Source organism: Calothrix sp. NIES-2098 (genome assembly GCF_963875125.1).
In the GTDB taxonomy this organism is placed as follows: domain Bacteria; phylum Cyanobacteriota; class Cyanobacteriia; order Cyanobacteriales; family Nostocaceae; genus Aulosira.
This window is the reverse complement of the sequence record NZ_CAWNKJ010000001.1, coordinates 4,464,108-4,477,647: the sequence shown is the minus strand read 5'-3', so window position 1 is coordinate 4,477,647 and position 13,540 is coordinate 4,464,108. Positions and strand designations below refer to the sequence as shown.

The window sequence follows — 13,540 nt, the reverse complement described above, 5'->3', positions numbered from 1 at the left end:
TGAAAAAATCTCAGTAAGTGTAGGGTATTACCTATCAAATCCCCGATCTGGTGGGTAGTACCTATGCGTATTTCAAAAAGCAGTATGAATCCTATCGTCATAGCTGCTATCAAGGCTATCGAGCAAGGAAATTAAAATGTCGAAAATCCGCTGAAGCGCAAAACGTGATGTGCACTATGTATCATACATACATTTTGTAAGTTCTGAAGAAAAATAAACGTTATTTCATTTCTCCATGCGATCGATTGGGCATCATTGTTTCCTTGTTACCAATTTATAGCTTGATTTAGCAAAATTTATCTGACGAGTAAATGATAAAATTATTACTTCTGCAAGTTATCTATAAAAAATCATCAGACTTTTAGTAATATGGCTAATTTTTTATGTTATTCACTATTAAACGAACATAGGATTTTACGCCTAAAAACTGTCAAAATATTATGACATAATTCTACATTTAAAAAATATCTGAGAAGGTTGGCATTACAGGAACAAAGCCTGCGAATTTTTTAAAAACTAGGTACGCTTTCATAATTTTTACTAAGTGCAACTGTTAATCAGTCTATCATTAAATGAAGTGATGAATCTAATTATACTAAAGTCATTTTGTAGTCTTGCTTAACAATTTTTATGTGATATTTATCATATATTTGTGTAACATTCTTTTAGAGCGGTACAGATTGCGATCGCTATCGGGAACTTACTTTAGCAGTACGGGAAAGACTGCTTGGAGATAAAAATCAGTTTATTTATGCCCTGAGTGCGATAAAAAATCATAAAAAATCAGATAAATAGGAGAAAATGTCATATTTTAAGTAATAAAGCTTAAAATCAGCTGAATGACACAAATTTCATAACCAATACCGAAATATTTTTGCTTACAGCCTGTGGGAACAAAAGATTTGACATTTGAGCAAGGGATGCAGGTTTTAGATCGAGTGTTACAGCAAAAACATTTAAGTAACATTCAAGAACTCGTGCTGCGTCAATCTTGGGAAGGTTACACCTATGCAGAGATTGCTGAAAACTCTGGATACGATAATGATTATATTCGAGATGTTGGGTATAGATTATGGCAGACTATCTCACAGGCATTAGGAGAAAGTGTCAATAAAAGTAATATTAAATCGGTATTGAGACGGCGTTTTTATAGCCTGCCAAAAGCAGAGTCACAAATACTGAACGCAGTCACTTCTAAGACAGGTCAGCATCAAGATTGGGGGGAAGCAATTGATGTATCTAACTTCTACGGTCGCAGGGACGAACAAGCAAAATTAAAAGCATGGATTGTCAATGAAAAATGCCGTTTGATAGCGCTGTTAGGAATGGGAGGAATTGGAAAAACAGCTTTATCTGTGAAGGTAGCAGCACAACTAAAGGACAATTTTGATTACGTAATTTGGCGTAGTTTGCGGAATTCTCCACCTCTATTTGAGCTACTCAAAGACATAATTTTATTTGTTTCCGAGCAGCAAGAAGTAGATTTGCCGGATTCTGTAGATAGTCAAATTTCTGTTCTGATGAAGTATCTGCGCTCCCAACGTTGTCTTGTGGTGCTAGATAATACCGAATCGATTTTAGAAAGTGGTAAAAGATTAGGTCGCTATCGTTCGGGATATGAAGGCTATGGACAACTGTTTCGCCGGGTGGGAGATGAACGCCATCAAAGTTGTTTGGTATTTACTAGTCGCGAGAAACCTACAGGTTTTGCACTGCGAGAAGGGGAAAGCTTACCAGTGCGATCGCTCCAACTTACTGGTTTGCTGCAAGCAGAAGCACAGCAAATTCTCGCCGCCAAAGGACTAGTAACTTCCGCAGAAGAAGCGAAAAAATTAATTCAATCTTATACAGGTAATCCCCTTGCTTTAAAAATTGTTGCCACCACAATTCAGCGCTTATTTGATGGTAATGTGGGGCTATTCCTCCAGCAAGCTCCGTTTGTTTTTGGTGATATTGTACAGATATTAGAGCAACAGTTTAATCGCCTATCTGCTAACGAAAAGCAAGTCATGTATTGGTTAGCAATTAAAAGACAATGGGTAAAGCTGATTGAATTAGAAGAAGATATTGTCCCCAGCATTTCTAAAAGAGAATTACTAGAAGTGCTGTTATCTTTGCAGGGGCGATCGCTCATTGAACAACAATTAGGTAGATATACCCAGCAACCTGTGGTCATGGAATATATGACCGAGCAACTAATTAAACATATTTGCCATGAAATCAACTCCCAGGAAATTGAATTATTTAATTCCTACCCAATAATGGAAGCTACCGCTAAAGATTACGTTAGAGAAAGTCAGCGGCGCGTAATTTTAGAACCGATATTAAGTTGGTTAAAAACTAGCTTGCGAAAAACGACTGCGATTGAGAAGCGACTAATAGAAATTACTGCCTTATTACGAGAAAAATTTGCTAGCAAACCAGGGTATGCTGGCGGTAATATTATCAACTTATTAAGGCAGCTAAATGTTGATTTTACAGGACGAGATTTCTCTGGTTTAACTATCTGGCAAGCTTACCTCAAAGATGTGAGTTTGCCTCAAGTCAACTTGCACAATACCAATTTGAAAAACTCAGCTTTTAATGAGGCTTTAGTAAAAATACTGACGGTAAAATTTAGTCCTGATGGCAAGCTGCTGGCTACTGGGGATGTTAATGGCAGAGTAAATTTGTGGAAAATGCAAAATGGGCAACAACTGCGGAGTTTTGAAGGTCATACTGGCTGGCTTTGGCAAGCTCACTTTAGCCCAGATGGGAAAATTCTAGCAAGTTGCTGTGAGAATGGGATCGTTAAACTCTGGGATATCAGAAAAGGGCAATGCTTGCATACTGTAGAAAACGATCCCATTCGCAGTTGGTTATCTAGTTTCAATCCGGATGGCACATTATTAGCTTGTGGTAGAACAGATCAAAGCATCAAACTCTGGGATATCCACAGTGGTGAGTGTGTAAAAACACTTGAAAGGCAAGCAAATACAATCGGCCCGGTGGCTTTCAGTCCCAATGGACAACTTCTCGCCAGTGGAAATGAAGATAGCACGGTGAAACTCTGGGACTTGAGTACAGGTGAATGTCTCCTGACTTTGGAAGGACATACTCAAGCTGTTTGGTCAGTTAGCTTCAGTCCGAATGGCAGAACGATTGCTAGTGGAAGTGAAGACAAAACTGTAAAACTTTGGGATGTCAGCACAGGTAAATGCTTGCAGACTTTACAAGCACCACACATTGAATTAGTTTGGTCAATTGCTTTTAGTCCCGACGGTCAAATTTTAGCGATCGCAGGTGAAGCTTCTGTAATTAGTTTATGGGATGTCAACACAGGTAAGTGTATTACAACTCTCTCAGGACATAGCACTCGGATATGGTCAATCGACTTCAGTCCGAATGGAAAAGTCCTCGCCAGTGGTAGCGACGACCACAGTATTCGGTTATGGCAAGTTTCTACAGGACGATGCATCCAGACATTTCAAGGATATCCAGGTTTTATTGGCTCAGTCGCTTTTAGTGCCGATGGTAAATACTTGGCTGGTAACACAGGCTACGCTGTGAGAGTTTGGGATTGGGCAAATGAGAATTCCCTCAAAAGCTTTTATGGTCATACTCGTGACGTTATGGACTTAGCTTACAGCATTGATGGGCAAACCTTGGTAAGTGGTAGTCTAGATGGCACAATTCGTTTCTGGAATCTCAGTAAAGGGCAATGTCTAAAAATTTTAGAAGAACATACTGGGATGATTTTTTCTCTCAGCTATAGTCCCGATGGTCAAACTCTAGCGAGTGGGAGTGCAGACAAAACTATCAAAATCTGGGATGGCACAACTGGAAAATGTCTCAAAACTTTGGAGGGTCATACAGGTTGGGTATTTTCAGTTGCTTGGAGTGCTGATGGCAAATTTTTAGCCAGTATTAGCGAAGATAGTATTCATTTATGGGATGTCAGCACAGGGCAAATCCTAAAAGTATTGCCAGGAAGCTATTCATTTGTTGGGCCAGTAGCTTTCAGTCCCAACAGTCAAGTTGTAGTTACCGGAGATCTAGAATACAGAATTCAGTTTTGGGATATTACTACAGGAAATTGTTGGCAAACCTTGCAGGGACACACAGCCACAGTCACCGATGTCCAGTTTAGTCCCAAGGGCGATTTGCTTGCTAGTGTTAGCCGCGATCAAACTGTGAAGCTTTGGGATACCCAGACAGGGGAATGTCTCAACACACTGCAAGGACATAGTAATTGGATCTGGGCGATCGCTTTTCATCCGCACGGTAAAATTATAGCTAGTGGCTCCCAAGATGAGACAATTCGGATTTGGGATATCGCTACAGGAGAGTGTTTACAAATTTTGCGATCGCCCCGTCCCTATGAAGGCATGAATATTCAGGGTGTTACTGGTTTAAGTAACGCCCAGAAAGCGACTTTAAAAATTCTCGGAGCAGTTGAATGAATTTAACTACAACTTTTCATGCCCTCAAAGAATGGGCGGTTGCTGTCAACGCTTTAGAAAGTGGCAATACTATTATGTTGCTGCGCAAAGGCGGTATCCATGAAAAGAATGGACGTTTTCAAGTGGCACGCGATCGCGTTTTGCTCTACCCGACATTCGAGCATCAACAAGCTTTTCTGCTGAAACCTGAGTATGCTAATGTTGTAGCCCCAGTGACATCAGGCTGGCATCCGGAGATGGTTCGCATCGGTAGCTGGGCTGAAATTACCGATATTTTGCCAGTGAGCGATGAATCTATAGTTAATAACTTGCTTCCCTACCATATTTGGAACGAGCATTTTATTAGCGATCGCTTAAAATGGAAAGCTCGCCAACCCTTGTATGTTCTCTTATTGCGGACTTACAAAATACCCGCAGAACAAGAAATTCCCTATCGTACTGAATATGGTGGTTGCAAATCTTGGATTGATTTAGCTCAACCGATTAACATTCAAGGCGCAGAACCAGCTTTATCTGAGGCTAGCTATCAACAATTAGTAGCAGAAATTCGCGATATTGTAGGCGATCGATTGTATGCCCCATCTTGCTAATAAGATTCTCTAAATTTAACTAAACACAACTTGTAAATCTCAAACAAATTCCGGTCTTTTCCTGGGCTTATGTCCAAAATCTGCATACCAAGATTTTTAGGTTTGCTTATTAGAACTTTTACCAAGTTAAGCTTAAAATCCTTATTGCATAAGCGTTTTAGTAGCTCAATGCATAAAATCGCATTCGTAATACAATCAGAGAAAACCCATATTGTCAGAGAATCCTACACAAAAAACCGAGGTTTTTGATGAATCGCTTACTAACACCCTCAGAACACTTAATGTGGTTGCTAGGCTGCGATAGACCAATCAATGTGGTGCTGTCTGCCACGATTAGGGGTGCAATAAGTGTTAATCAGCTCGCAGAGGCTCTAAGTTGGATACAGCATCGCCATCCAATACTTGGTACAAGAATTGTCATCAATCGACAACAGCAGCCACAATTGGTTTCACAGGGAGTACCATCGCTCCCTTTACGGGTGATTAAACGCCAAAATGAAGAACACTGGTGTCAAGAGATCAGTGCGGAACTGCTGAGTCCTTTCTCTTGGAGTGAACAACCATTGGCACGGGTGGTTTTGTTGCACTCGCCTGATGTTTCTGAACTGCTAGTGACTTATCACCATATTGCAGACGGGTTATCTGGAGCTTACCTAATGCGAGATATTTGGTGCGAAATCACAAAACCAGGAAGTTACCGCGAGCCATTACCAGAAATACCCCCCGTCGATCAACTATTGCCTCCTGTTTATGGGGAAGGAGAAAAGAATGTCGTTGATTTTGATTGGGGGGTTAAGGTTGATCCAACTATTCAATTAGATGAGACTTTCGATGAAAGGATTCACGTACTCCATTGGTATTTATCTCCCCTAGAAACTAACAGACTAGTTGCTCGCTGCCGGCAAGAGCAAACTACTGTTCACGGAGCTTTGTGTGCTGCTTTCCTGTTGTCGCTTCATCAGGAAACAAGTTCATCAAAAGAAACTGAGATCAAATGTCTGTCTCCTTTCAATCTTCGTAATTATCTCACTATTGCAGTTGGCGAAAACTTTGGCGAATATATTGCTCGTGTGGTAACTTCTCACTCATTAAATCAACAGACTCAATTTTGGGATTTAGCCCGTCAGGTGAAGCATCAAATTAATCAAGCAGTGACGGAGAAAAAAATATATCAAGGCAGTTCCCAAGCAAAATCGTTTCTCTCTACCAAACCCAATCAGATTACTGTACGCCAGTACGCCAAGGATATTACCAGTTCAGATATCGGAATCACTAATTTAGGACGCTTGGATATACCAGTTCATCAGGGAGGATTAGAATTAGAAAAACTTTATTTTACAGTCACAGGATACAGGCATCAACCAATAATTGTTGCCATTGCAACAACTGGTGGAAAAATGTGTGTAACCTTTCGATATCAGGAGTCGTTAATATCTTCAGTCAGCGCACAAAGAATCAATTCCAAAGCTATGGAGAAACTACGTCAGGCAGTCGAATAATCTGTCATGGCGCGTATACATTTCGGAAAATGAGGTAGCTTATTGGGATTTTTACGCTCTAGGCTAAACATTGAAGAATAGCAAAATTTATGATAGATATCCTGCGGTTAAAACCGTTATTTACTCCTATTTCAAACGCAAGTTATTGATACCTTGGTGCAAGATGTGAGAACCCCATACCCTAATTTCAGATTTTTATAAGTATTTCAAACTAATGTAACCAGAAAAACAAATCATTTATATATAAGGTCTCACCCAAAATAGTAGCGATCGATACATACACTAGCAAAATCCGCAAGTACTATTAAAAAAAACTTCACCCTTGATGATGGGAAAAACATAGAAGTTGGTTGACGCTGTTTTTTTAGCTTACGGAAAGTGCCCGCTAGGTTATAGGGTTGTGGGTAATTATCTGCTCTCCAGCAGTATTAGATTTAACAGTTACCTCTATTAAGCAACAAAATTATCCCACAGGGATGAGGCGGGTATTGACAAAAGTTTGCCAATATGCAATATATGCTTAACGCAAAGGAGTTTACCATGCAGCGACAAATGTGCTGGTTATCTAGTTTTGGTGCGGATGGGGAGAAAATTTTGCATTTGCAGACTGCGCCCAATGAACCGTGGCGTCCTTACACAGCTTGTAGGGAATATGCAGTGCCAGACTATAAAATACCAGGTGGCTCAAAAGGTTGGGCAACTTACCAGAAATTGCTGAAGGCTGGCTGGACTTTAGTGCCAAGCGCGCGTGCAAATGAGTTTGTTAGCAAATATTCAGATTCAACGATCAACAATCAGTAAGTCCACAGTCTACTCAAAAACTGTGGATTTAATTTATTAACGCTTCAGAAACCTATTGGCGAACCTTCCCCACGGGGATCGGCTGCTCCCTCTAGCGTGTTATCTGCTGTTACAACGATCGCATTAGCATTACCCCAAGGAGTTGTTTCCTTAATGTTGTGTCCGCGATTCCGCAACTCCTGTAGAGTGACAGCATCCAAACCCCAAGGTTCTACTCGCAACTCATCGGGAAGCCATTGGTGATGTATGCGTGGCGCAGAAACCGCTGCACCAGCATCCATACCATATACCAAGACGTTGAGCAGCACTTGCAACACTTGGGTGATAATCGTACTACCACCAGGCGCACCCACTGTCATGCGTAAGTGGCCGTTTTCAGTGACAATTGTGGGTGTCATGCTCGATAAAGGCGTTTTGCGAGGTGCGATCGCATTCGCTGCGTTACCAACCAAACCAAAAGCATTAGGGACTCCTGGTGCAGCTGCAAAATCATCCATCTCGTTGTTCAGCACAATCCCCGTTCCCGGTGTCACTACACCAGCACCAAAGCCAAGGTTAATTGTAAAAGTCAGACTAACCGCATTGTGCTGTGCATCCACAACTGTCAGATGGCTGGTTTCGAGAGACTCATGAAATTTTGGATTTATAGCACTTGTTGCTGTGATTAAACCTAATGGTAAAGTCTGACTAAACTGCTGTAGGGTTTTTTCATCTACTGGCTTCACCTCTGTTGAAGGTTTAGCTCTTTCCATATTGATTTGTTGACGGCGTTGTTTAGCGTATGCGGTGCTAATGAGTTGCTGTACAGGAACTTTGACAAAATCGGGATCGCCTAAATATTGCGAGCGATCGGCATAAGCAATCTTCATCGCCTCTGCCATTAAATGTAAACTATTAGGGTGATGCCATCCCCAGGATTTTAAATCGGTGTCTCCAATAATATTTAAAATCTGCAATAGATGAACCCCTCCCGATGAAGGTGGTGGCATAGAGCAGATTTTAGCTTGACGAAAATTGCTACAAATAGGAGTCCGCCAGATTGGTTTATATGCTTTCAAGTCTGCCAGAGTAATTAAACCACCGTTTTTTGCCATATCTGCGGCGATCGCTTGGGCAATACTGCCAGTATAAAAACTTTGGGGATTCTGAGCAATTGCTTCTAAAGTCTTAGCTAAGTCACGCTGGACTAATTTTTCCCCTGGTTGATAATATTCGCCATTGCGAGTGAATATTTCCCGCGCCGCCGGATTGCTGAGAACTACCTGTTTGCGATTTTCGTAGCTGGGTAAAGAACGGTAGGTTACTACACGACTGAGGGTAAAGCCATTTTTAGCAAGAGCGATCGCAGTTTGTACAACCTCACGCCAAGGCAGCTTACCATAACGATGGTGCAACTCATACATTCCCGCGACCGTTCCTGGTGTGGCTACAGCCAAATAACCATTGATACTTGCATTCGGACGCACCTGACCTTGTGCATCTAAGTACATATTTCTTGTAGCTTTTAGCGGCGCGCGTTCCCGGAAATCCAGCGCTTTCATCTCGCCAGTTTTCTCGGAATGCATCAGCAAAAATCCACCGCCGCCAATTCCCGCAGAAAAAGGCTCTACCACAGAAATGGCAAAGGTTGTGGCGACTGCTGCATCAACTGCATTGCCACCCTTACGTAACATAGAAATACCCGCCTCACTTGCTAAGGGATGCGCTGATACCACCATCCCTTTTTTGCTGCGTAGAGGTATAGTAAAGGCTGCTAAAACAACTTGGCTGTGTAGGAGAACGCTGAAAGAAAAAACAGCGATCGCCACGCGTTTATATTTAGGTAAAAAACGCATATGCGTAAATTTTAAAGAATATTTTCAGCGTACATGAAAATACCTTACAAAATTAGCTATAGTTCGTTTTAATAAATATTACTCAAACTCGATTTAATCAAGCTCGATAAAATTATCAATTCTTACTTACAACTACAAATCCTCTAGTTTTACCAGAAGCCGCATCGAGAGTTGCCATTGCTTTCCACAACTCTTCCGCCTTCACCCAAACAGGTGGATATTTGTAGCGAGAAACATCCAATATTAAAAATCTATCTGTTTCTTTATTATATGCAGCCAAAGGAGAAATATGACCACCTTTCTCCTGTCCAATTGCCTTGCGTAAATAATTAACTATCACAAAATTATTTGGTTGTTGTAAATTCTCGGCTGCTAATTTCCGAAAGTTGTCTAAACCAATATCACCAGCATGATAAACCCCAACTTTTACACCATAACTTCCCAATAATCCACCCAACTGATCTAAAGTCATCCCTTGACGAGAAACATCCTCAGCAGTAATTACTGCTTTAGTTTTTGCGTTACTAAAAAAGTTTTCTTGAGTAAATACTCTATATGGTTTGTATTGTGGTGCTTCTGGCGCAGGAATCCCTAGGCTATTCAGAACCATTACAATACTCGCAACGCCACAATAGGCTTGATTATTTTGCGTAATAAACTGGCTGCTAAGTGGGAAAAAATCTTCTCTAGCTTGACTTTCAATTAACAATTTCTCACCTTCTCTTGAGTTGAAATTAATTAAATTAGGTGTAAGAGAAAGGGTTTGAGCTAATACAGTACCGCTACTTAAACAAAGACCTAATAAGAACAATCTGATAAATGATTTGATAGACATATTTTCACACCCATAAAGTTTATATAAACGATTGAGATATAAAAAATAGTTTACCCTGGAAAAAATAACTTTATACCTAACTTCGACACGTCTACAAAGTTCATTAACCACTCCACTCAGCGAGCAGAAGTAGGTTCCCTAAACAAATAACTAAATGAATCCTCGCTTCCTGTGGCTTTTTTAACCCTTAGCCAGTAAAACAATGCTCCCTTCGACTTCGCTAGGAAGCAGATCGGGTTTGACATTCATTGATTGTCTCTATTGAAAGAGGTAATTCTTTTGGTAACTGATGAAGGCATAACCTCTACCTCAAGGACGTTTTAGCTGATGAGTCTGATGAAGTAAAAATAGAATGCTAAATGTAATGGAGATTGTATTCTATGAAACAAAATTATTTTACTAAAAAAGCTTCAGTTATAGGACGTTGGATAGCTACAACTGTACTTTGTGTATCAGCGTTTGCTTTTGTTTGGCAAGGTGCATTTTTCTCCAACACCGCAGCAATGGCTAATCCTGCTGTAAACTTAATCGCAACAGCTGACGCAGGCGATCGCGTTCAAAGCAAAGCCAGTGAAGATGCTCGACGCGCCAAGAATTTCATCCGCGATACAGCAGATAAGGTTGAGGAAACTGCTAATAAAAACGCCCGTCGAGTTGAAAATGCAACCGATGACAATGGTAGTTTTGTTGAGCGCAAAGCAAAAAGAGACCGAAATACAATTGAGCGCAGAGCAGAAGAAGATGCAGCTAGGACTCAAAAAGCAGTAGATAACACAAAAAATGCTGTTGAACGCGCTGTAGACAACATCAAGGATGCTTTTGGTAAATAGAGAATAAATACTAGAATATCCATTCAGTATCATACGCTCCAAGTTCCATAACTTAAGTCAGGTGAGCAGTTGCTTGCCTGGCTTTATTGTTTTGCGAATAGGGAATTGTTTACAACAAAATTAATTGACCAATGCGTTTTAAAACACTTAATACCTTTTGAAATTCTGGATCTCGTTCAATTGATAATGCATAAGAACGAGCATATTTTGGCTTTTCTTGCTGAACTAGCTTGATATACTGTGTCAGTAGAATCCCCAGACGGTGCGAATAAATTAGAGCGCGTCCTTATTCAGTCCGGGGATTTTCTAATTGATGCCAATTAAGGAACCTCAATTGGAATTAAAGCATTTTCTGGCAGATAGCTAGAGAATTGCCCGTCATCTGACAAGACAAAAATCAGCCGCAGGGGGTAATCTGGTGGCACTTGTAAATCTGCCCACGGGACTGCCACTTCTAAACAGGTATTAAAAGCTACTTGAGCGCGACTAAACCGGGGATGCCATTGAAAATGTTCTGCTGCTTCTCGAAACTGAATCGATTGCGTGAGTAAGTTAATCTCCAAATGGTGGTGAAACAGATAATTAACTGGTGCAATATCTGGCACATCCGCCAAAGGAATTGGACTATTGTGCATGGTTTTATCGGGATAGAACCAGAGCAAATTCAACTCTGTGGGAAAACCTCGCCCTGGGACAACGCCGCTTTTCAAGTCCATCCGCAAATAAAAATTTAGGTGGTCTACCCCATACCAAAGTCGCTGGATGGGACTGCTGCTGTGCATTGTTCCCCGTGCGCCGCCGATTTCGATGCGTCCAGCTTTGTCCCAATCTTGTTCATCACCCTTACCATCGATGACAGGATGAATAAATCCTTGTGGCGTATGGTCTGCCCGCGCTGTATGGGCTTCTACTGGTTGTCTGAGATAGGGCGGTACAGGTTCATTTAACGCTTTGTAAATACCGTAGAGATGTTCCCGAAATAACTGGTCAAAAATTGCATCTTGATTTGAGGAATGTCCTTCACCAAACCACCAAAACCAGTCGGAACCTTCGGCGGCGTACAAAGCTTCCCATGCTTCTGGGTTATTTTCTTCTGTAGCTTCTGGGTGACTGGCGAGAGTTTCCCTGGCTTGTGTGAGGTAGTCCCAAGCACGGTTTTTGGCAGGGTCGCCAATCCAGGTAGTAAAGCTACCATCTACCCAAGAACCGCTATGCAGTTGTTCTCCGGGGATAGTCACTGTGGCGGGAAATTGTTCGAGGAATTCGGAGACGGTGACGAGTTTGAGGTGAGGTTCGTTGCTGAGGCTTTGATATAAGGCTTCTAGGAAGGGTTTGCCGTCTTGGGGATAAAATTCCCAGCAGTTTTCGCCATCTAAGGCAATGGTAACTAACCACGGCTGGTCGCTATGCCTGTCTTTTTGCATTTTAGCGATCGCTTGCAGGTGTCCGACTAAGTTTGCGGCTGCCTGTTTGGCTGGCATTGCCCCATAAGTAAAGCCAATCAAATCTGATAATCTGTGATCGCGGAAGACAATTGCTAAATCACCTGCTGGGGTTTCTAGGCGATAGGGTCGGTATAGTAATTCTGGTTCCTCCACATTTCCCGCCCCATCGCGATGGAAAAAGTGTTTTAGTGTCCATCCCAAAACAGCCTCATCCGAGCAAATCCACTTAAAACCTTGTTTAATAATATACGGTAATATTTCTGGACTAACGGACTGTTCGGAAGGCCATAAACCACGGGGTTCTTGCCCAAAGCGGTCTGTATATAATTCCCAAGCTTTGCGTAAATGGCGGGGAATGTCTTCTGCCCACTGAAAGCGTCGTTGTGGCAAATTCATCTGCGGTACAGCTACGCGACCGGAATTAGTATCAGCGAGTAAAGGCAAAATTGGGTGAGTGTAGGGCGTTGTTGTGACTTCTAGCTGCCCAGCCGCTTGCATTTTCCGGTGTTGAGGAATAATGCGACCGATAATTTCCCTTTGCTTAGAATAAATGCGCTGGCGATCGCTTAAAGTAAAATTTCGACCTTGCTTTAACCAACCAGCAATTTCTGGGTCATCCCAAAACAGCGGATCGATCCACGCTAAATTGTGCCAAGCTAGTAAATCGCTGTAATCTTGCAGCTGCCAATTCTCTAAACACCAAGCTTGACCTTGTTCCTGTCTTTGATGATACAACTGCCCATAGCGGGGATGAGGATCAATCAGAGTGTGGTGATTGGCATCAAAAAAGTGTTGAACAATAAATTCTCGCTGTTGCTGAGTCAGTTGCTCAACTGGTGTCAAACTGGCTGTGAGATAGGGATCGAAAGCCGTACCCGCAATGTAATCTTCCAGTTGCAATATCAGAGAGGGAACCAAATTCACCGTTTGGTGTAACTTAGGATACCTCTCTAGAAGTAACACCAAATCCAGATAATCCTTGGTGCCATGCAACCTGACCCAAGGTAAGCGGTACTGTTGGCTGGAAGATAACGAAACGCCGCTGCCAGGAGATTTGTACAGCGGCTGATGTTGATGCCAGATAAAGGCGACGTACAGAGGTTGGGTCATAGGGAATGAGGAGGTAATGGGCAATGGGCATGGGGGAGGCAGTGCGTTGCGGAGGACACTGCGTTGGGCGGCTCTGCCGACTTGAAGCAAGTGTCCGTTGGGGTTTCCCGCGTTGTAGCAACTGCCGTCATTGGGCATGGAGAAGAGATCGGG

The 13,540-nt window shown here is 42.0% G+C and carries 8 protein-coding genes; 5 read left to right on the top strand and 3 right to left on the bottom strand.

Annotated elements, in window-relative coordinates; all coding sequences use genetic code 11:
• Positions 1 to 887: 887 nt before the first annotated feature.
• From AACU33_RS18690 to AACU33_RS18675, 4 genes are all read left to right on the top strand, one after another.
• On the top strand, positions 888 to 4,442 hold the full coding sequence (locus AACU33_RS18690) for an NB-ARC domain-containing protein (protein WP_339376130.1): 3,555 nt from the start codon (positions 888 to 890) through the stop codon (positions 4,440 to 4,442).
• Positions 4,439 to 5,032 (top strand): DUF1802 family protein, encoded by a 594-nt coding sequence (locus AACU33_RS18685; RefSeq protein WP_096590087.1) that lies wholly within the window; start codon positions 4,439 to 4,441, stop codon positions 5,030 to 5,032. The genes AACU33_RS18690 and AACU33_RS18685 overlap by 4 nt, the downstream gene beginning before the upstream one ends.
• 248 nt (positions 5,033 to 5,280) lie before the next feature.
• Positions 5,281 to 6,531: a condensation domain-containing protein gene (locus tag AACU33_RS18680; protein WP_096590086.1), complete on the top strand. Its 1,251-nt coding sequence runs from the start codon at positions 5,281 to 5,283 to the stop codon at positions 6,529 to 6,531.
• Positions 6,532 to 7,071: 540 nt separating this feature from the next.
• Positions 7,072 to 7,332, top strand: coding sequence for a hypothetical protein (locus AACU33_RS18675; RefSeq protein WP_096590085.1), 261 nt, complete (start codon positions 7,072 to 7,074; stop codon positions 7,330 to 7,332).
• Between the two features lie 44 nt (positions 7,333 to 7,376).
• Here the strand turns inward: AACU33_RS18675 and ggt are convergent, their stop codons facing one another.
• Positions 7,377 to 9,167, bottom strand: a complete 1,791-nt coding sequence (ggt, locus tag AACU33_RS18670) for a gamma-glutamyltransferase (RefSeq protein ID WP_096590084.1) — start codon at positions 9,165 to 9,167, stop codon at positions 7,377 to 7,379.
• Positions 9,168 to 9,282: 115 nt separating this feature from the next.
• Positions 9,283 to 10,002 (bottom strand): phytochelatin synthase family protein, encoded by a 720-nt coding sequence (locus AACU33_RS18665; protein WP_096590083.1) that lies wholly within the window; start codon positions 10,000 to 10,002, stop codon positions 9,283 to 9,285.
• Between the two features lie 380 nt (positions 10,003 to 10,382).
• On the opposite strand from AACU33_RS18665, the gene AACU33_RS18660 reads away from it, so the two are divergent.
• Positions 10,383 to 10,832 (top strand): hypothetical protein, encoded by a 450-nt coding sequence (locus AACU33_RS18660; protein ID WP_096590082.1) that lies wholly within the window; start codon positions 10,383 to 10,385, stop codon positions 10,830 to 10,832.
• Positions 10,833 to 11,152: 320 nt separating this feature from the next.
• On the opposite strand, the gene AACU33_RS18655 is transcribed toward AACU33_RS18660, so the two are convergent.
• Positions 11,153 to 13,387, bottom strand: coding sequence for a glycoside hydrolase (locus AACU33_RS18655; RefSeq protein WP_096595296.1), 2,235 nt, complete (start codon positions 13,385 to 13,387; stop codon positions 11,153 to 11,155).
• Positions 13,388 to 13,540: the final 153 nt, after the last annotated feature.